The following is a 19,605-nucleotide window of genomic DNA, read 5'->3' on the forward strand; positions in this document are numbered from 1 at the left end:
CCGGTCAGGCCGCCGTGACCCGTACCGGATCCGTGCCGGCCGCACTGTGGCGCTCGGCCCAGTTCTCCAGGGCCGTACGGCAGGCGTGGTCGAGGTGGTGCAGTCCGGACAGGTCCAGCTCCACCGGGCGGTCCTGCGGCAGGGCCTCCAGGCTGTCGAGGATCTTTGGCAGCCTGAGGAAGGTCGCGTTGCCCGACAGGTACGCCTGGATGGGTCCGGCGCCCTTGTCGATGACCTCCAGCTTCACGTGCGAGGCCTCCCAGGCGGTCTTGGCGACCGACAGGGCCAGACCGATCAGCACGCCCTCGAACATGTTCACCGTGACGATCGAGAGGGCGGTGACCACGAGGATCAGTGCCTCGCCCCGGTGACCCCGCCACAGGGAGACGATCCCGCGGAAGGGGATCAGCTTGAAGCCCGCGTGGACCAGGATGCCCGCCAGCGCGGGGATCGGGATCAGCGCCAGCGTGGCGGGCAGCAACGCCGCGAACAGCAGCAGCCATACGCCGTGCATGACACGCGCTGCCTTCGTCTTCGCGCCCGCCTGGACGTTGGCGGAGCTGCGCACGATGACCGCGGTCATCGGCAGCGCACCGAGGGCGCCGCAGACCGCGTTGCCCGCGCCCTGCGCCATCAGCTCCTTGTCGTACTCGGTGCGTGGCCCGTTGTGCAGCCGGTCCACGGCCGCGGCGCTGAACAGCGACTCGGCCGACGCGATGAGCGTGAAGGCGACGATCGTGGCGAGCACGCCGACATTCGCAAGCTCACCGAGGGCCGTCAGGGACGGCGGCTGGATGGAGCCCAGCAGGCCCTTGACCTCGACGGTGGCGACGGGCAGGGAGAACACGGCGGCGACCAGCGTCGCCAGACCGACCGCGGCGAGCGGACCGGGAATCGTGCGTACCTTGGCCGGCAGCCGCTTCCACAGCACCAGGACGGCGATGGTGCCGGCGCCCAGCCCGATCGAGGCCAGCGCCCCGGTGTCGCCGAGGGACCCGGCGAGCGCGCCGGGCAGCCCGGCTATTTTCTCCAGGCCGGAGGCGGGCGCCTTGGCGTCCGCGACCGAATAGAGCTGTCCGGCGATGAGCACAAGGCCGATCCCGGCCAGCATGCCCTCGACGACGGAGACCGAGATCGCCCGGAACCAGCGCCCCAGCTTCAGGGCGCCCATGAGGAGCTGGAGCGCCCCGGTGGCGAGGACGAGCACACCGAGGACCGGCAGCCCGAACTCCTGGACGGCCTCGAAGACCAGCACGGTCAGACCGGCGGCGGGTCCGGAGACCTGAAGGCTGCTGCCGCGCATCAGGCCGGTGACGATGCCGCCCACGATGCCGGTGACGAGCCCGAGCTCGGCCGGCACTCCGGAGGCGACGGCCACGCCGACACACAGGGGCAGCGCGACCAGGAAGACGACCAACGAGGCGGCGAAGTCCTGCCGCAGATGAGGGTATTTGGTCATCATCATGATCACAGAGCCTCGAACGCGTCGGTCTCGGCGCTGTGGGCGCGCACGGCGCCCTTGTGCACCTCGTAGTACCAGGCGTGCAAGGTCAGTTGACGCTCCTTCAGCTTCTTGTCGATGAACGGGTACGAGCGCAGCCGCAGCACCTGCGTCAGCACATGGGCCTGGACGCCTTCGGCGACCTCCGGGTCCTCGGCGGCGCCGGTCGGACGCGGGGTGGCGTGCGAGAGCCAGTCGCGCACGGCCGGTACGGAATCCAGGTCGTCGCCGCGCACCAGCGCGCCGACGGCACCGCAGTGGGAGTGGCCGCAGACCACGATGTCGCTGACGCCGAGGACCTCCACGGCGTACTCGATGGTGGCCGCCTCGCTGGTGGGGTGCTGGGAGGCGTACGGCGGGACGATGTTGCCCGCGGTGCGCAGCTCGAAGAGCTCGCCGGGGCGGGCGCCCGTGATCAGGGCCGGTACGACCCGGGAATCGGAGCAGGTGATGAACAGGACCTGCGGAGACTGCCCTTCGGCGAGCCTGGCGAACTCCTCAGGGCGCTGTCCGAACATACGGGCGTTGTCGATGAGGGGCTGCATGTGTGGTGACTCCTCCTGGCGCGCCTCAGTGGCGCGTCGGGGTTTACATGACAGGGGTGGGGGGACTGCTCTGCTGCTCAGCAGCGGAAGATCTGAAGCCCCGCCGGAGTGTGGGACGTCGAGGATCTCGACGTGCGCTCGTGCGCGGCGCCGGCTCCGGCCGGCTGGTGCGCGGACGCGGAGTCCCGGGCGAGCAACGGTCGGTCGGGCGCCTGCGGCCCGGAGTCGGCGAAGCGCGGGTGGTCACGGGTGCGCAGTGGACCGGTCGGGTCCCCGTCACCGGACGGGACGCAGTGGCGCGACGTGAGGGTTTCGTCGCGCAGCGCCTTCCCGGAGAGGTTGATTCCGGGTTGGGCCTTGGCCTCTGCCTGACTCGCTGTGTATGCGTGTGCGAAGGCCGCGCCAGGTGCGAAGAACTGGAGGGCGAGCAGGATCGCGGCGAGGATCGACATCGGGGTCCGAACCGTCGTACCTCGGAACATGCGCCCCCCTCCACTCAGTCCACGCCTCATGCACGTGCCAACACTTGGTCAACCGTTGGTCAAGAAACACGTTAACCCGGCAACGTTGTTTGCAGGGTTAACTTAACGTTTCGAGCTGAAGAGAGCCTGAAAGCTGAGGGTGGCTTGGCTTGAACTACCCCTTGACCAGGGGGAGTTACTGGGTTACCAGGACCTTGGCGTCACGGGCCAGCGCGGTGAGTCGCGAGATCGCGCGGAAGTACTTCTTGCGGTAACCGCCCTTGAGCATGTCCTCGCTGAACAGCTGGTCGAACGGCAGTCCGGAGGCCAGCACCGGCACTTCACGGTCGTAGAGCCGGTCCGCGAGCACGACGAGCCGCAGGGCCGTCGACTGGTCGGGAATCGGCTGGACGTCGGTGAGACACACCGCCTTCAGGCCGTCCGTCAGCGCGCCGTAGCGGCTGGGGTGGACGCGGGCGAGGTGCTCCAGCAGATGCGGGAAGTCGTCGAGCGAGGCGCCCTCGGTGGCGTACGCCGCCTTCGTCACCTGTTCGTCGGAGTACGGCGCGGGCGCTTCGGGCAGGCCGCGGTGGCGGTAGTCCTCGCCGTCGATGCGCAGCGCGTGGAAGTGGGCCGACAGGCCCTGGATCTCGCGCAGGAAGTCGGCCGCCGCGAAGCGGCCCTCGCCGAGCTTGCCGGGGAGGGTGTTGGAGGTGGCGGCCAGCGCGACACCCGCGTCGACCAGCTTCCCGAGCAGCGTGGAGACGAGGACGGTGTCGCCCGGGTCGTCGAGCTCGAACTCGTCGATGCACAGCAGGCGGTGGCCGGACAGGGTCTGCACCGTCTGCTGGAAGCCGAGGGCGCCGACGAGGTTCGTCAGCTCCACGAAGGTGCCGAAGGCCTTGAGGGACGGCTCGGCCGGGGTGGCGTGCCAGAGGGAGGCGAGCAGGTGGGTCTTGCCGACGCCGTAGCCGCCGTCGAGGTAGACGCCGCGGGGGCCCGCCGGGGTCTTGGGCGCCTTGGGCCTGCCGAACCCCAGGAAACCGCGCCTGGCCTTGCCGGCGCCGCTCGCGTGCGCGCCGCCGAGCCCGGCCGCGAAGGTCTCCAGGACACCGACCGCCTCGGTCTGGCTGGGCTGGTTCGGGTCCGGGATGTAGGTGCTGAAACGGACCGAGTCGAAGCGGGGCGGCGGCACCATCTCGGCGACCAGCCGGTCCGCGGGCACGTGCGGCTCGCGGGCGCACAGGGACAGCGGGCTCGCTTCGGCTATGGGGCTCGGCCCGGAGGCGGCGGGGGAGGACGACACGGGTCACCATGCTAAGCGCCGTGCCACACTCCCTCACATGCGACGCCTGTTCCCTGTGACCGATGAGACAGCAGCGAGGGCCTCCGGCGGTGCGGCCGGGGACGACGGGGCCGGTGCGCCCGGAGGGTCTCCGGTGGGCGAGGTTCGCCGTGGCGCCGGGTTCCCCGGTGGCGATCTCGTCGATCGTGAGTGGAGCCTCGCCGAGCTCGGCGCCGCATACGCCTATCCCGAGCCGGGTCCCGGCGGGCGACAGCCTTGGCTGCGCGCCAACATGGTGTCCACGCTGGACGGGGCGGCCCAGCACGACGGGCGTTCGCAGCCCATCTCCACCGCGACCGACATGCGGATCTTCGGCACGCTGCGCGCGCTGGCGGACGTCGTGCTCGTCGGCGCCGAAACGGTACGCCAGGAGGGGTACCGTCCGGCACGCGCGCGTGCCGAGTTCGCCCAGGCCCGCGAGGCGGCCGGGCAGGGGCCCGCACCGGCCATCGCGGTGGTGAGCGCCGGCCTGGGCCTCGACTTCAGCCTTCCGCTCTTCACCTCGCCGTTGGTGCCGACCCTCATCCTCACGGGCGCCGCCGCGGCCCCGGACCGCGTCGCGGCCGCGGAGAAGGCGGGCGCCCAGGTGGTGATCGCCGGTGACGGCGTCGGCGTGGACCCCGTGCGCGCCGTCCAGGCCCTCGCCGAGCTCGGCCACACCCGCCTGCTGACCGAGGGCGGGCCGCGGATGCTCGGGCAGCTGGTGGCCGCCGGAGTGCTCGACGAACTCTGTCTGACGATCTCCCCGATGCTCACCGCGGGAGACGCCCAGCGGATCGCCGGGGGGCCGTCGGTGCCGGTTCCGAAACGGTTCGGGCTGATCTCCCTGCTGGAGGAGAACGGCTTCCTGTTCAGCCGCTACCGGCGGACGTGAGGTTAGTTCGGTTCGGAAATGGGTTCTATGAGTGCCGTGCGCCCGAAACGGCGGAATCCATCGTTCCGTTTGGCTTCCGCCGGGCACACTAAAACTCGCAGTCCCCGTGCGAGCACGGGGCAGGATGGTTTCCGCAGAAGGGGCGCCCGGTGTTCACAAGCGTTTTGATGATCGAGAAGGCCCTGACGTCCGCCGACGTGGAGTTCGTCACCACCTTGCACGGGGACGAGGAGGTCTCGTTCCATGTGCTGCTCCAGCCGCGGGGTGAGCAGGCCGACAGGTTGCTGCGCGCCATCGACGACATCGCGCTCGGCGAGCTGGACGAGGCGGTCCGTGAGGGGAACACGCCGGAGGGCCAGGAGGCGCTCAGCACGGGGGAGCGGGCACTGGAGGTGTCGCTCACGGCTCTGCGTACGTCCGGGGCGGCGGCCGAGGGGCGGCTCCTGGAGGACCATCCGCTGGACGCTCTCAGAACGGTGGTGGACGAGGTCGGGGCGGACGAGGTGATCGTGCTGACCGACCCGCACTATGTGGAGGAGTTCTTCCACCGGGACTGGGCGTCCAGGGCTCGGCACAAGGTGGGGGTGCCGGTGCTGAAGCTGTTCTCGCACAGCAAGGCGTAGGGGCACGGTCCGCGGCGTCCGGTGCGCGAGGTCCGCGGTCCCACCCAATAGGCTGGGGCCTCACCGTCGTATCGCACTCCTGGGAGAACACACATGGCACCCGGCATTCCCCACGCCATGGACCGACCGCACTTCATCGGCATCGGCGGGGCCGGGATGTCGGGGATCGCGAAGATTCTCGCGCAGCGTGGGGCCAAGGTGGCCGGCAGTGACGCCAAGGAGTCCGGAACCGCAGAGGCCCTGCGGGCCCTGGGCGTGACCGTGCACATCGGGCACGCGGCCGAGCACCTCGCCGACGACGCCAGCTGCGTCGTCGTGTCGTCGGCGATCCGGCAGGACAACCCCGAGCTGGCCCGCGCCGCCGAGCTGGGCGTTCCGGTGGTGCACCGGGCCGACGCGCTCGCCTCGCTGATGGACGGGCTGCGCCCGATCGCCGTCGCCGGTACGCACGGCAAGACCACCACGACGTCGATGCTGGCGGTCTCCCTGAGCGAGCTCGGGCTGCGGCCGTCGTACGCCATCGGCGGTGACCTCGACGCCCCCGGCTCGAACGCCCTGCACGGCGAGGGCGACATCTTCGTCGCCGAGGCGGACGAATCGGACCGCAGCTTCCACAAGTACGCGCCCGACGTCGCGATCGTCCTGAACGTCGAGCTCGACCACCACGCGAACTACGCGTCGATGGACGAGATCTACGAGTCCTTCGAGACGTTCGCGGACCGCATCACCGAGGGCGGCACGCTGGTGATCTCGGCCGACCAGGACGGGGCGCGGGAGCTGACCCGGCGGGTCTCGGCTCGGGATGTGCGGGTGGTGACGTACGGCGAGGCGGAGGACGCCGACGTACGGGTGCTGTCCGTGCTGGCGCAGGGGCTGAAGAGCCAGGTCACCGTCGTTCTGGATGGCCAGGAGCTCACCTTCGCGGTCTCGGTCCCCGGCCGCCACTACGCGCTGAACGCGGTGGCCGCGCTGGCCGCCGGTGCGGCGCTCGGCATCCCGGCCGCCGAGCTGGCCCCGGCGCTGGCGGCCTACACCGGCGTCAAGCGGCGGCTGCAGCTGAAGGGCGAGGTCGCGGGCGTCCAGGTCATCGACTCCTACGCCCACCACCCGACCGAGATGTCGGCCGACCTGGAGGCGATGCGCGCGGCCGCCGGGGACGCCCGGATCCTGGTCGTCTACCAGCCCCACCTGTTCTCCCGGACGCAGGAGCTCGGCAAGGAGATGGGCGAGGCCCTCGCCCTCGCGGACTCCTCGCTGGTCCTGGACATCTACCCGGCCCGCGAGGACCCGATCCCCGGTGTCACCAGCGAGCTGATCATCGACGCGGCCCGCGCGGCGGGCGCCGAGGTGAGGCCGGTGCACGACAAGAGCGAGGTGTCCTCGCTGATCGCGGGAATGTCGAAGCCCGGTGATCTCGTTCTCACCATGGGCGCGGGCGATGTCACGGACCTGGGCCCGGTCATTCTGGACCGCCTGTCGAAGTGAGGGGCAAGGACTCATGTCGTACGACATCGAAAAGCCGGACGAGCAGTGGCGCGCGGAGCTGACCCCGGCCGAGTACGCCGTCCTGCGCGAGGCCGCCACGGAGCCCGCCTTCACCGGTGAGTACACCGACACCAAGACGACGGGCGTCTACTCCTGCCGGGCCTGCGGCGCGGAACTCTTCACCTCCACCACGAAGTTCGAGTCGCACTGCGGCTGGCCGTCCTTCTACGACCCGAAGGACACCGACGCGGTGGAGCTGATCGCGGACCGCTCGCACGGGATGGTGCGCACCGAGGTGCGGTGCGCCCGGTGCGGGTCGCATCTCGGGCACGTCTTCGAGGGCGAGGGTTACGCCACGCCGACCGATCAGCGGTACTGCATCAACAGCATCTCGCTGCGGCTGACGGCGGACGAGGACTGACGTGGAAGGGGCGCCGCCCGTGCGGCGCCCCGCTGCGCCGGCACGCCGGATGCCGGTGTTCCCGGATGTTCCTAGACTCGAAGGGGACGTCCGGCCCCGGCGGTCAGGTCAGTTCGGTGAGCCCGGTACGGAAGGCGGTGGCGCTGCATGCCGTACGTCGCGGTGAGTGCGATCAGCCATCCCGGACTGCTGCGCGAGCGGAACGAGGACAGCCTCGTCGTCGGGCCGTGGACGCTGTGCGCCACCGTCACCGAGAATCCGCAGACCCTGGTCTTCCCGCTCGGCACGCCCTTGGTCGTGGCCGTCGCCGACGGGCTCGGCGGGCACCCCGGCGGCGATGTGGCCAGTGCGCTGGTCGCCCGCCGGATCGCCTCGCTCGGCCCCGCCATGACCAGCGAGGTCGCCGTCCGTGACGCCCTGAACGCCTGCAACCGCGCCGTGTACCAGGCGGCCGGCGGCGACGAGGGAGGCGACCTGGAGGCCATGGGGACGACGGTCGCCGGCGTCGTCGTGCAGCCCGACTCGCTGCTGGTGTTCAACGTGGGCGACAGCCAGGTCTACGTGGCCGACGGGGACGGGCTGCGCCAGGTGAGCGTCGACGACAGCCCTCCGCACCCGGCCGGGCGCAGTACCTCCCTGGTCACCCAGTGCCTGGGCGGCTCGCCCGCGTTCCGGGCCGTCGATCCCCATGTCACGGAGGTGCCCCTGGCCCCCGGCGAGCGCTACCTCATCTGCTCGGACGGCCTCACGGACCCGGTGCCGACGGACGTACTGGACGAGGTGCTGCGCGAGCACGACGACGGCCAGGCGGCGTTCGAGCTGTGGAAGGCCGCCATTGAGGCGGGCGGGCCCGACAACATCACGGTGGCGGTGGTGCGGGTGGGGCAGGAGTAGGTCTGCGCGCCGCGGGGGAGTCCGGGTCGCCAAGTGCTGGTTGCCCGTTGTCAGTCCGAGGCCAGGGGATCGCGGTGGTCCGCCTCGTCCAGCTTCCAGTAGTCCTTGGCGTGGGCGTGCTGACGGTCCAGGCCGAGGTTCTCCGTGAGGTTGCGGCGGAGCTCCCGTACGGCGCCGGACTCGCAGGGCGCCCACGCGGCGCGCACTGCTGCGGAACGGCGGCCTTGAGTACGGCGTCCCGCAGGGCTTTTCCCTTCGACTGGCCGGCCTCCCGGTGGACCAGATGACGTCGAGGTCGGCCCGCCGGGGCGCCGGGATCTCGGCCTCGGGCCCGGTCACCTTCAGGTAGATGGCGCCGCGGGTGCCGGGCGGGCAGGTTCTCGGCGATGGTGAGCACCGCGGGTTGGGCGCTCTCGTCACCTGCGATGAGGTAGAAGTCGGCGCCCGGGACGGAAGGAGCCCTCGGGACCACCGAACGAGACCTCCTGGCCGAGGAGCATGGCCTCGGGCCAGTGCGCGGCCGACCGTCCGGCCGTCGACAGCGAGTTGGCCGTCCCCACCGACACCGGCAACGGCGGGAAGCGCCGGGGGGCACTCATGTGCAACGGTCCGTCAGGGGGACGCGGGCGACGACTCGCGGGCGCGGGTCAGGACGAGCCGGGCCGTGGTGTCCACGAGCTCCTGGTCGATGGCTGCGCCGAACACGAGCACGCGGTAGTACAGCGGGCCGAGCAGAAGGTCCACCAGGTGATCGAGGGTCCGTTCGTCCACGACCGGTTCGTGGTCGTGGGCGAGGAGCTCGCGCAGGCCGGTCACGTCGCGCTCGCGTTGCTCCTTCAGGAAGCCTTCCCGCAGCGACACGGCCGTGTCGCTCTCCAGTTGGGCCTGGCCGAGCAGGGCCTGGAGTACCTGGCCCGCCGGCTCCTCGAAGAAGTCGGCCACGCGCCGCAGATGGGACGCGAGGTTCTCCTCGGCGCTCGCGGACTCGTCCGTCCGCCACGCGAGGGCCTCGCGGGCGTCGTCGACGAGGGTGTCCAGAAGGATGTCGACCTTCGAATTCCACCAGCGGTAGATCGTCTGCTTGGCCACGCCGGCGCGCTGGGCGATGCCCTCGATGGTCAGACCGGTGAACCCCCGCTCCACGAGGAGATCGTCGGCGGCGTGCAGTACCGCGAGCCGGACGCTCTCGCTGCGGCGTGGGCCGGTTCGGCTGATGACCGGGTTCTGTTCGCCGGCCGGCTTTGGCTTCCGCGTGGCGCTGATGGTCCCGTCAACCTTTCGAGTCGTGCGTTTGGGAGATTCTGGCACAGGGTCCCGGGGTGAACCGCTGTGCGGGGGACCGGACTCAGGCGGCCTTCCGACCGGTGCGCACCAGGCTGAGCAGTACGCCGAGGGAGAGCGCGGCGACCACCGCGCTGAACGTCTCACCGGCGGGGCGCAGGCTGGTCTCGCGGATCAGGACGCCCACGCCGATCGCGGGCACGGCGAGCATCGAGTACAGGATGGCGAAGAACGTGGACACCGAGGCGCCGCGGTGCTGAGGAGCGCTGCGCGTGGTGATGCTGCCGATGCCGTGGCCGACGGCGACGCCGGTCGCCAGTCCGTTGACGGCGGCGCCGACGAGCAGGGGGGCCAGGGTGCCGGTGGCCATCGAGGCGGCGGTCAGGCCCGCGGCGACGATCAGGCCCAGACAGGACGCGGGCAGGGCGGTGGCCGGCTTGAGGGCGCGCACCAGGAGCTGTCCGAAGGCGGTGCAGGCGAAGGCGACGAAGACCACGAGGCCGGTCAGCGCGTGGCTGGTCTCGTGCAGCACCGTGCCGAGGAAGAGACCCGTCACGGCCGTCAGGACGCCGAGCACCGCGAAGCCCGAACCGGCCGCCATCGCGGAGCTCAGGAAGTCCGAGCGGATCTCGGGCGGCACGTGCAGCGGCTGGAACTGGAGCGAGAAGCCGGACCGGTGGCCGGAGCTCTCCCCGTTCACCATGACCCCGAGCATGCCGATGGCGGCCAGCGCGAGCATGACGACCCAGGGAGTGCGCAGTGGGGAGGGGGCGGCGTCGGCCAGGATGCCGGCCAGCAGCGTGCCGCAGGCCAGGCCGCCCATGTTGGCGAACAGCGCGACCGTGGCGGGCTTCACGCGGGCGTCCGGCCCGAGCCGTTCGGCGAGGGAGGCGGTGGCTGCGCCGGTCACCAGGGCCGCCGAGAAGCCCGAGATCACGCGGGCGACGAGCATGGCCCCGAGATTCTCGGCGATCAGGAAGACGGCCGCGGCGCACACGGACAGGAAGGTGGCCGCGATCAGCACGGGGCGGCGTCCCACCTGGTCCGAGAGCCGGCCGAAGACCAGCAGCCCGAGGACGACGCCGAGCGCGTAGACGGCGAAGACCACGGTGACGGTGAAGGGGGTGAAGCCGAACTCCTCGCCGTAGAGCGGATAGAGGGGGGTCGGCGCCGTGGTGCCCGCCATGGTGATCCATAAGGCGAAGGCCACGCTGAACACGGCGAGCCCGCCGCCCTTCACCCTCTCTGGTGCGTTGGTCCGGTCCATGACGCGGACGGTCGGATTTCCCACGGGTGTGGCCTCTCATGAGCGGTTGCGAACAGGAGACGCACACGGGTCAGAGACAAGACTCACCGTTGCGTCTATTCAAGAGGCTAGACTAGTCGTCGCGTCTATTCAATCGGCTCCGACGATGCCGGGGCGACTGCGGCGGGCCCCGGCGGGTGGGTCAGAGAAGCTTGCGCTGGACCATGACGGAGAGCACCAGTGCGCCCGGCAGCAGGGGAACCCAGACCGTCATGACGCGGTAGCCGATGACGGTGGCCGCGGCCAGGCCCATCGGGGCGCCGAAGGTGACCATCGTGAACACCAGGGCCGCGTCCACGGGGCCGATGCCGCCGGGCGCCGGGACCGCGCCGACCGCCGTGCTGGCGAGGAGGAGCGCGAGGGTCACCTGCGTCCAGGACAGCGGCAGGCCGAGCGCGAAGCCGACCGAGGCGATCACGCTCGCCTGGAGCAGCGGGGTCGCTGCGGCGCCGCCCCACAGGGCGAGGACGCGGCTGGGCCGGGTGTGCAGGATCCGCGCGTCGGTCAGGGCGGTGCGGACGAAGCCGAGGAGGGGGCGGCGCAGTGGCCGTACGGTCGTGACGAGTACGCCCGCCGTGACGAGGGCGGCCGTCACGCCACCGGCGACCAGGAGCAACGTCCGCTCGTCCGGGACGAGTTCGCCCAGATGCAGCAGCTCGGGGAAGGCCACGAGGAAGCCGAGCAGCACCACCGTCTTCGCGATCGGCTTGACCAGCGAGTACAGCGCGAGTGAGGCGGTGGCCCGGGCCAGTGGGATGCCGCAGTACTGCAGGAAGCGCAGGGTGACGGCGTGGGCGCCGATGCTGGCCGGCAGTACGTGGTTCGCGGCGCCGGCGGCGAACTGTGAGGCGACCAGCAGGCCGGGCGGCAGGCGTTCCGGTATGGATCCCTGGCGGACGACCGAGGCGGCCAGCCAGCCCATGCACGTGAAGAAGAAGCCGGCCAGCAGCCACCAGGGGTCGGCGGAGGCCAGCCGCAGGGCGCCGTCCTGCACGGTGTGCCAGTCGGCCACCGCCCACGCCCCGATCAGCAGGAGCGGGAGCAGCGTCAGCGCGTGGCGGACGAGGGTTGCGGCGGAGAAGCGGGAGCGGGGACGGGCGGGGGTGGCGGCGGGGGTGGGGCAGGCGGGCAGCGGTCCGGGGAGATCGCTGAGCGGGAGCGAGGACACGGCGCGGTCGTCCTTCCGCGTCACACCCGCGCGGACGCGGGCGGACGGCTTGAGGGCGAGGCAGGAGGGGACGTGGGAAACGTGCCCGTCCGTCATGACGGCGCGGTGTCCGGCAGCCGAAGCGGCGTCGGCGGGCGAGCGACGCGCTGCGGCTCTGCCGCCGTCCTCAGCCGCTGCCCCCGCGCCCCGCCCTCACCGCATCCAGTGCGGTCCGGTGCTCCACCCCAGGAACCGGCGGGCGCGACCCCCGTCCGCCGTGCCGTCCGCGTCGAACGTGCCGCCCTCGGCGGTGCGGACCAGGCCCGCCAGGGCCGGGCCCAGCCGGGACCTGACGTGGGCGGGGTGGCGGGCCGCCTCCTCGTCCAGGGCGCTGAGGAACCGCCGCTGTTCGTCCGGCGGGCACAGGGACAGGGCGAACAGCATCTGACGCCAGGCGTACGCCGCGTCCTTGATGGTGGGGAGGGGACGCTTGTTGTTGTGCACCCGCGCGGTCAGCCGGCACACCGTGTCGAAGCAGCGGCGCGCCAGGTCGGACCAGCCGGGCTGCGGGGCGATACCCACCCGGTGGACGAGCGTGGCCAGGTTGTGCGTGGTGAGGATCTGCGCCTGCTCGATCACCTTGCCGTTCGCCGCCACGGACCAGGAATCGGCCCCGGACGCCGTCCCGGCCCGCTCCGTGCACAGCCGCGCGAAACCGGGAGACGTACGGGAGCCGTAGGAACGGCTGAGCGCCTCGCCCGTCTCGGCGATCGCGAGGTTGCGGATCGCGGCGTAGTCGATGCCGTAGTAGCGCTCGTACAGCGTGCCGCGGAGCAACTCGGCCGCGACCCGCGCCGACTTGAGGAACTTCGGGCTGAAGGTGCCCATGAAGATGTCGGCGGCCAGCTCCTCCACGAACGGGACGCCCAGGTCGCACTGGCGGGCGAGCACGCCGAGCTCGCGGACGAGCGGGTTGGGCAGGACCGTGCCCGGGAAGGCCTGCACGGCCAGCTCGCCCAGCTGCCGCAGCACGGTGAGCGCACCTTGCTCGTCCGGCCTGCCCAGCACCGCGGCGCGCTGGCCGGACACCGCCCGCACCCAGGGCAGTTCCTCGACGCGGACCTGCCGTTCCAGATTGAGCAGGAGCAGCGAGCGGCGGTTGCGGAAAGCCCGGTAGTTCGCGGCCATCAGCGCACGCAGCGTCTCGTCGCCGTACGCCGACGCGGTGGTGGCGGCGACCAACTGCGGTACCAGCTCGGCCAGGACCTCTGCGGAGGGGACGACGCCCCGCTCCACGAGCGTGCCGATCGGCGCGCTCAGCGCGGACTCGACCACCTGCCGGATCACCGGCGGTACCTCCGCCCCGGTGGGCAGGCCGGTCTCGTGCGCCTCCTGCTCCGTCACGGGCGTCAGCAGCGGGGACACCTCGATGATGCCGCTGTCCTGGGGCAGTTCGGCGAGCCGGCGCAGCATCAGCTGGGCCAGTGCGTGGTGGGAGGGGAGCGCCGCCTGGCGCGCCTGCTCCCGGCGCAGCGCCGTGTGCGGTGCGGAGCCGGGCAGGCCGCGCCGCCGCACCATGGAGTCCACCGCGTGCCGCAGCAGCCCGAGCCGGCGCGCGTCCAACGGCCGCCCGGCGACGGTCTCCTCCAGCGCGCCGCGCAGAATGCCCAGGTTCTGCCTGGGGTTGCGGTGCCTGGTGCAGCGGGTGTGTGCCGCGGCCAGCATCCGGTAGCGGTCCAGCAGGGCGGCGCCGCGCTCCAACCAGTCGGCGTCCGGCACGAGTTCGAGCACCCGGCCGTCCCTCGCCGTCTCCAGCCAGTGGACGAGCATGGTGTCGCCGAACGGCTGCCATACGGCGAGCGCCTCGCGCTGGGTCTCCACGGAGGCGTTGGGCCGCCGCCGTATCAGGGTGTCGACGGAGTCGGAGACGGTGTACCGGTGGACGGCCGCGTCCGCCTCCGCCGCGCCGAACGCCGGCGGGGGGCCGTCCGTCGGCCGGGGAAGGAAGCGCAGTTGGCCGGCGAAGGGCTCCAGTTCGGCCGCGAGATCCAGCGCCGTGTCCGTCTCCCCGTGCCGCACCAGCCAGGCCATCGTGAGCAGCGCGGCCTCCTCGGGCACGCCGATCTCGTAGTGGCCGCTGTCCAGCCGGGCCCACAGCCAAGCCAGTCCGGCGTCGGTGAGGCAGTGGGCGAAGAGCGCGCGCCGCTCGGCCGGAACCCCGAACTGCCGGGCGACCTCGGTCTCGTACGGCTGGAGCGGGCCGCCCGCGCTCGCGGTGCCGGTGGCGAAGCCGCCCCGCACCACCTCAAGGGTCACCCAGGCCGGCAGCCCGGCCACCGGGGTGCGCGAACCGGCCGTCAGCCGCCCCGCGGCCATCCCCGCGAGGACCGCCCGCCAGCGCTGCCCGCGCTCCTCGGCACGACGCCGGGTGCCGGCGTCCTCGTGGGTCAGTGCCGTCGTGAAGGCCTTGGCCAACTGGGCCGCCGGGTAGGCGGCGGCCGCGGTGAGGGGCTGCTGCTCAGCGTTGTCGTCCATAAGCCGACGTGGCAGGTTCCGCCCCTGCGCCCTCCGGGTCTCAAGCCCGGCGCTCTGCTGCTGAGCTACACGTCGATGGGAGCCGAGGCTATGCGTCGGGTTGATCGACGGACAAGCGTATTTCCGGGGGCCATGAGCGCACCGGCTCTTGACCCAAGAATGACTTAGGTTAGCCTTCCCTTAATTTGATTCTAAGAGAGGTCGACCATGGCCCCTGTCATGTCCCGCCGCCGACTGCTCACCGCGGGCGGCGCCCTCGGTCTCGGCTCGCTGCTCGCCGCCTGCGGCGGTGACGCGGACACCGAGGGCAAGGCGCGTGAGACGGGCGGAGGTCCCTGGTCCTTCAAGGACGACCGGGGGCGCACGGTCTCCCTCGACAAGGCCCCCGAAACGCTCGTCGCCTTCGTCAGCACCGCCGCCGCGCTGTACGACTACGGCATCGAGTGCGACGGCGTCTTCGGCCCCACCGAACCCGTCGGCGGCAAGCCCAACCCGCAGGCCGGCGACATGGACGTGGCGAAGCTGACGAGCCTCGGTACGGACTGGGGGCAGTTCAACGTCGAGAAGTACGCGGCGCTGGGGCCCGACCTGCTGATCAGCAACATGTTCCCGGCGCCCGACCTCTGGTACGTCCCGCAGGAGAGCCGCAAGAAGATCGAGGCGCTCGCGCCCAGCGTCGGCATCAGCGTCGCCCGCACCTCCCTGCTGAACCCGCTGAAGCGCACCGCCGAACTCGCCGAGGCGCTCGGCGCCGACCTGAAGGCGAAGAAGGTGACGGACGCCAGAGCCCGCTTCGACAAGGCGGTCGAGACCCTGCGCGCGGCGGCCGCTGCCAACAAGGGGCTGAAGGTCATGGCCATCACCGGCGACAACGAGCAGTTCTACGTCGCCGTCCCCGACTCCTATGTCGACCTGAACTACTACAAGGACCTCGGCGTGGAGTTCGTGGAGGGGAAGAAGTCCGACGAGTGGGGCTTCTGGGAGTTCCTGAGCTGGGAGAACGCCGACAAGTACCACGCGGACCTGATCATGGTCGACAACCGTTCCTCGGCCATGAGCGCCGAGCAACTCGCCACGAAGGCGACCTGGGGGCAGCTGCCCGCGGTCAAGGCGGGGCAGACCGTGCCGTGGGCGATGGAGGAGCGCTTCAGCTACGCCGGGTACGCGCCCGTGCTCGAACGGCTGGCTCAAGCCGTGGGGAGGGCGGAAAAGCTGTCCACGTGAGGGTCTGTAGTTGAATCAGTCAGCCATCGAAAGGTTGACTTTAGGCTGACCCAGCCAGAGCATTGCCGGGGTGAGCCACTTCGAGCACGCGTCCCCCCGGTCGGCCGGCCTCCCCGTCGACCTGGACGAAGCCGCCCACCGCTGTCTCGTCGCCGGGTTCGACGGCGCCACGAGCGTGCCGGACACGCTCAAGGAGCTCATCGACCGTGGCCTGGGCGGGGTCATCCTCTTCACCCGCAACGTCCGTGACGCGCGGCAGGTGCGCCGCCTCACGGACGAGCTGCGCGCCATACGCCCGGACCTCCTGGTCGCCATCGACAACGAGGGCGGCGGCATCGGCCACCTGGTCGGCGCCGGCGCCCCGGACGTCCCCGGCTCCTACGCCCTCGGCGTCGCCGACGACCCGAACCTCACCGCCCGCTGCGCCGACGCACTCGCCGGGCACCTCGCCACCCTCGGCATCACCGCCTCCTACGCCCCCGTGGCCGACCTCCAGCACCGCCCCGACAACCCGATCGTGCGCACCCGGTCCTTCGGCGCCGCCCCCGAGCTCGCCGCCCGCCATCTGCGCGCCTGGATCACCGCCACCGAGGCCCGGCGCATCGCCTCCTGCGCCAAGCACTTCCCCGGCCACGGCGGCACCGCCACCGACAGCCACCAGGGAATGGCCGTCGACCCGCGGCCGTACGACGAACTGCGCGCCGATCTCGAACCGTTCCGCGCGGCGATCGCGGCGGGCGTACCGATGCTGATGAGTGCCCACGTCGTGTTCCCGGCACTGGACCCCAACCGCCCCGCCACGCTGAGCCGCCGCGTCCTGGGCGATCTGCTCCGCCACGACCTCGGCTTCGACGGCGTCCTCGTCAGCGACGCGCTGGAGATGAAGGCGATCGCCGACCAGTACGGCGAGGCGGCCGGCGCGCGCATCGCGCTCGCCGCCGGTGCGGACCAAGTGATCGTTGCCGTAGGGGACTTGAACGTCACCCTCGACTGCCGCGACGCCGTGCTCGACGCCTTGCGCACCGGTCAGCTGGCCGAGGAACGGATCGAGGAGGCCGCGGGTCGGGTGCGTCGGCTCGCCGAGCGGTACGCGACCCCCGCCGCCGACGTGGCCGACTGGGATTCGGGCGCCGGACTCGAGGCCGCCCGCCGCGCCGTACGGAGCCGGGGTGTGCCGCCCGCCGTGCGCGGCGCCCACGTCGTCGACCTGTTCCCGCCACCGCACCCCGCCCTCAACTGGGGCGGCGAGGACCTGCTGACCGAGATACGCGCGGTCGACCCCACGGCCACGGGCACGGCGGTCACCGGGGAACCGGCGGACCCGGCCGGGCTCGTCGACGGCATGCTGCGCCGCTGCGGATCCGCTCCGCTGGTCGTGGCCACCTGCGACGCCGGGCTGTACCCCTGGCAGGTTCGGCTGCGGGACGCCCTGCTGGACCGGCGGCCGGACGCGGTGCGGGTGGACACCGGGCTCCCGGAGGGCGGCGCGCTGTGCTCGTACGGGCGGGGGCGGGTGAATGTGCGGGCGGTGGCCGAGACGCTGGCGGGCGTCACCGACGGCACCGACAGCTGAAGGGCGGCCCGCCGCCGCACGGCGCTCAGGACGGCCGTACGACCTCCTTGATCCCCCTGGCCGCCAGGTACCCGGCGTCCGCCGTCCGCTCGGCCAGGACCACCGCCGGGCGTGCTCCTTGGGCCCGCATCCGCATCCACGCCTCGAAGTACGCGCCGCCCGGACCGGACACCGACCGGGTGCCGGGTGTGCAGTCCAGGAGCAGGGCGATGTCGCGCGGTGGGCCGGGGCGGTGTCCCTGACGCAGGTCGGCGACGGTCTCGGCGAGCGCCTGCGCGATCGGCTTCGGACGGCCCTGCGCGTCGAACAGGCCCAGCGTGTACTCCAGTTCGGGGAAGTCCGCCAGCGACCGGTCCACGTCGTGCGAGCACCACCAGGTCACGCCCCACAGCCCCGGGCACTCGGCCGCGTTCCGTACGGTCTCCCGTGCGAAGTCCGGCGCGTCGGCGGCCGGTATGTGCGGCTCGGGTGCGCCCGTCTCCTGGACCCAGACGGGGCGGGCCGGGTCGTCGGCGTACGCCTTGGCCAGCTCGGTGCCGTATTCGGCGAGGTGCCGCACCTGCGGTGAACTCGGGCCGTAGCGGCGGGCGCAGTCGCCGGAGAACACCCAGGGGTGGACGGTCGTCACATCGCCCTTGCGGGCCGAGGCCTCGGGGCTGAAGGGGTGGTCGTCGCCGTACCATGCGGCGTCGTACGCGGAGTGGGTGACCAGGCCGCCGTCGGCGCCGAGTCCGTCGCGGGCGGCGGCCAGCAGGGTGTCGAGGTAGTGGTCGACCTCGTCGACCGTCACCGGGTTGTGCTCGACCAGGTTGTTGAGCTCGTTGCCCAGCTGGAGCCCGATGAGGTTCGGGCGGCCGGTGAGCGCGCGGCCGAGGGTGCGCAGGAGCGTGGCCTGGGCGGCGATGGCGTCCGGGTCGGTGAAGACGTTGCGGTGGTGCCAGCTGCGGGTCCACTCCGGGTAGAAGTCGAAGCTCGACAGATGGCCCTGCACGCCGTCCACCACGACGTCGAGCCCTGCCTCGCCCGCCAGGTCCACGAGGCGCGTCAGCTGGTCGACGGCGGTGGCGCGGACGAGGGTGCGGTTGGGTTGCAGCAGCGGCCAGAGGTGGAAGACGCGGACGTGATCGAGGCCGAGGCCGGCTATCGAGTCCAGGTCCGCACGCGCGCGTCCCGGGTCGAAGTCGTGCCAGGAGTGGAACCAGCCGTGGCGGGGCGTGTAGTTGACGCCGAAGCGGAGCGTGTGGATGGGATCCTCCTCGGGCCGGGCCCGCTCTGCCGGGCTCGGGGCCGGCTCTCGGCCTTGTCCAATACGAATGTATCAACCACCATGGTCGTCGATGAATAGTGATTTGAACCAAAACTCGCCCGGGGCGGCGCGTGCGTACGTCGTCGGCCTGGACGCCGGCGGCACCCGCACCCGCGCCGTCCTGGCGCCCCTCGGCGACGGTCGGCCCGAGGGCGAGGGCGTCTCAGGCCCGGGCAACGCCCTGACGGTCCCGGGGCCGCAGCTCACCGAGCACCTCGCCGAGGCACTCGCGCACGCCGTGCCGGCGGAGCTGCGCGGTCATGTCGTGGCGGTGGCGGGCGGATTCGCCGGCGCCTCCCGGACCGCGCCCGACGAGCCGGGCCGGGTCAAGGCGCACGCCGCGCTCACCGTCGCGCTGAGCCGGCTCGGCATCAGCGCCGACACGGTCGAGATCCACAGCGACATCGAGGCCGCCTTCGCCGCCGCGCCCGGCAACCCCGCCGACGGCCTGGCCCTGGTGGCCGGCACCGGCGCGGTCGCGGTGCGCATCACCTCACGCGCGTGCACCGAGACCGCCGGCGGCGACGGCTGGCTGCTCGGCGACGACGGCAGCGGCTTCTGGATCGGGCGCGAGGCGGTACGGATGGCGCTGCGCATGGCGGACGGACGGGGCGGGCCGACGGGCCTGGCCGCGTCGGTGGGGCGGGAGCTGGGGGTGCCGGAGGACGTTCTGCCGGGGGAGATGCCGGACCCGTACGCCGGCGGAGCCTGGACGCGCGCCCGGCGCGAGGCCTACCGCATGCACCTGCTCCCCGCCGTGATGAACCGGCCGCCGGTTCAACTGGCCCTGCTCGCACCGCTCGTCGCCGAGGGCGCCCGGCACGACGACGCCGTCGCCGCGGGCATCCTCGACACGGCCGCCGACCACCTCACGGGCGCCGTCCGCGCCCTCGAACCCCGGCCCGGCGAACGCATCGTCGTCACCGGCGGCCTGCTCGGCGACGACGGCCCCCTCAACGCACCGCTCACCGCCAGGCTCCGGACCCTCGGACTCACCCCCGACCCGGTGGCCGACGGCTCACTGGGCGCCGTGGCCCTCGCCCGTCTGGGGTACGGGAGTTGAGCGGCGTCAGCGCGCAGCCGC

At 72.1% G+C, this 19,605-nt stretch carries 18 protein-coding genes, 1 tRNA gene and 1 pseudogene; 8 read left to right on the forward strand and 12 right to left on the reverse strand.

Features of this window, described 5'->3' with window-relative positions:
• Positions 1–4 precede the first annotated feature (4 nt).
• From ACZ7L5_RS01625 to zapE, 4 genes are all read right to left on the reverse strand, one after another.
• The gene (locus ACZ7L5_RS01625; RefSeq protein ID WP_471514472.1) at positions 5–1,462 is read right to left on the reverse strand and encodes a SulP family inorganic anion transporter; all 1,458 of its coding nucleotides are present in this window, start codon (positions 1,460–1,462) and stop codon (positions 5–7) included.
• Between the two features lie 5 nt (positions 1,463–1,467).
• Positions 1,468–2,046 carry a carbonic anhydrase gene (locus ACZ7L5_RS01630; RefSeq protein ID WP_471513455.1) on the reverse strand — a complete coding sequence of 193 codons (579 nt, stop codon included), beginning with the start codon at positions 2,044–2,046 and terminating at the stop codon, positions 1,468–1,470.
• A gap of 77 nt (positions 2,047–2,123) precedes the next feature.
• Positions 2,124–2,528, reverse strand: a complete 405-nt coding sequence (locus ACZ7L5_RS01635; protein ID WP_471513457.1) for a hypothetical protein — start codon at positions 2,526–2,528, stop codon at positions 2,124–2,126.
• 175 nt (positions 2,529–2,703) lie between these two features.
• A complete protein-coding gene (gene zapE / locus ACZ7L5_RS01640; protein ID WP_328878545.1) occupies positions 2,704–3,813 on the reverse strand; it encodes a cell division protein ZapE in 1,110 nt (369 codons plus the stop codon).
• Between the two features lie 37 nt (positions 3,814–3,850).
• Here zapE and ACZ7L5_RS01645 point away from each other — a divergent pair, with 37 nt between their 5' ends.
• The 5 genes from ACZ7L5_RS01645 (at position 3,851) to ACZ7L5_RS01665 (ending at position 8,149) form a co-directional block, all read left to right on the forward strand.
• A complete protein-coding gene (locus ACZ7L5_RS01645) occupies positions 3,851–4,726 on the forward strand; it encodes a pyrimidine reductase family protein (RefSeq protein ID WP_471513459.1) in 876 nt (291 codons plus the stop codon).
• Positions 4,727–4,875: 149 nt separating this feature from the next.
• Complete coding sequence (locus ACZ7L5_RS01650; protein ID WP_471513461.1) at positions 4,876–5,349, forward strand: indole-3-glycerol phosphate synthase; 474 nt, start codon at positions 4,876–4,878, stop codon at positions 5,347–5,349.
• 93 nt (positions 5,350–5,442) lie between these two features.
• A complete protein-coding gene (gene murC / locus ACZ7L5_RS01655) occupies positions 5,443–6,834 on the forward strand; it encodes a UDP-N-acetylmuramate--L-alanine ligase (protein ID WP_471513463.1) in 1,392 nt (463 codons plus the stop codon).
• A gap of 13 nt (positions 6,835–6,847) precedes the next feature.
• Positions 6,848–7,255, forward strand: a complete 408-nt coding sequence (gene msrB, locus ACZ7L5_RS01660; protein WP_328878541.1) for a peptide-methionine (R)-S-oxide reductase MsrB — start codon at positions 6,848–6,850, stop codon at positions 7,253–7,255.
• 147 nt (positions 7,256–7,402) lie between these two features.
• The gene (locus tag ACZ7L5_RS01665; RefSeq protein WP_363031727.1) at positions 7,403–8,149 is read left to right on the forward strand and encodes a PP2C family protein-serine/threonine phosphatase; all 747 of its coding nucleotides are present in this window, start codon (positions 7,403–7,405) and stop codon (positions 8,147–8,149) included.
• A gap of 50 nt (positions 8,150–8,199) precedes the next feature.
• Here the strand turns inward: ACZ7L5_RS01665 and ACZ7L5_RS01670 are convergent.
• The 7 genes and pseudogenes from ACZ7L5_RS01670 to ACZ7L5_RS01700 form a co-directional block, all read right to left on the reverse strand.
• Positions 8,200–8,621, reverse strand: a pseudogene (locus ACZ7L5_RS01670) (siderophore-interacting protein).
• Positions 8,566–8,748, reverse strand: coding sequence for a hypothetical protein (locus ACZ7L5_RS01675; RefSeq protein WP_471514528.1), 183 nt, complete (start codon positions 8,746–8,748; stop codon positions 8,566–8,568). Before ACZ7L5_RS01675 ends, ACZ7L5_RS01670 begins: the two are co-directional and overlap by 56 nt.
• Positions 8,749–8,761: 13 nt before the next feature.
• Positions 8,762–9,292, reverse strand: coding sequence for a TetR/AcrR family transcriptional regulator (locus ACZ7L5_RS01680; RefSeq protein ID WP_471513465.1), 531 nt, complete (start codon positions 9,290–9,292; stop codon positions 8,762–8,764).
• Positions 9,293–9,494: 202 nt separating this feature from the next.
• Positions 9,495–10,697 (reverse strand): MFS transporter, encoded by a 1,203-nt coding sequence (locus ACZ7L5_RS01685; protein WP_471513467.1) that lies wholly within the window; start codon positions 10,695–10,697, stop codon positions 9,495–9,497.
• Positions 10,698–10,878: 181 nt separating this feature from the next.
• Positions 10,879–11,904, reverse strand: a complete 1,026-nt coding sequence (locus ACZ7L5_RS01690; protein WP_471514474.1) for a lysylphosphatidylglycerol synthase transmembrane domain-containing protein — start codon at positions 11,902–11,904, stop codon at positions 10,879–10,881.
• 192 nt (positions 11,905–12,096) lie between these two features.
• Complete coding sequence (locus tag ACZ7L5_RS01695) at positions 12,097–14,418, reverse strand: hypothetical protein (RefSeq protein WP_471513469.1); 2,322 nt, start codon at positions 14,416–14,418, stop codon at positions 12,097–12,099.
• A gap of 3 nt (positions 14,419–14,421) precedes the next feature.
• Positions 14,422–14,493: transfer RNA gene (locus tag ACZ7L5_RS01700), tRNA-Ser, on the reverse strand.
• Between the two features lie 132 nt (positions 14,494–14,625).
• Here ACZ7L5_RS01700 and ACZ7L5_RS01705 point away from each other — a divergent pair.
• Both ACZ7L5_RS01705 and ACZ7L5_RS01710 read left to right on the forward strand, forming a co-directional pair.
• Entirely contained in the window at positions 14,626–15,642 is a 1,017-nt protein-coding gene (locus ACZ7L5_RS01705) for an ABC transporter substrate-binding protein (protein WP_471513471.1), read from the forward strand.
• A 70-nt stretch (positions 15,643–15,712) separates the two neighbouring features.
• Positions 15,713–17,215, forward strand: a complete 1,503-nt coding sequence (locus tag ACZ7L5_RS01710) for a glycoside hydrolase family 3 N-terminal domain-containing protein (RefSeq protein WP_471513473.1) — start codon at positions 15,713–15,715, stop codon at positions 17,213–17,215.
• Positions 17,216–17,240: 25 nt separating this feature from the next.
• Here the strand turns inward: ACZ7L5_RS01710 and ACZ7L5_RS01715 are convergent, their stop codons facing one another.
• Positions 17,241–18,461, reverse strand: a complete 1,221-nt coding sequence (locus ACZ7L5_RS01715; RefSeq protein WP_471514476.1) for a glycoside hydrolase 5 family protein — start codon at positions 18,459–18,461, stop codon at positions 17,241–17,243.
• Between the two features lie 91 nt (positions 18,462–18,552).
• Here ACZ7L5_RS01715 and ACZ7L5_RS01720 point away from each other — a divergent pair, with 91 nt between their 5' ends.
• Positions 18,553–19,584 (forward strand): N-acetylglucosamine kinase, encoded by a 1,032-nt coding sequence (locus tag ACZ7L5_RS01720; protein WP_471513475.1) that lies wholly within the window; start codon positions 18,553–18,555, stop codon positions 19,582–19,584.
• Positions 19,585–19,605 lie beyond the last annotated feature (21 nt).

This window comes from Streptomyces sp. NPDC107528 (assembly GCF_055639295.1).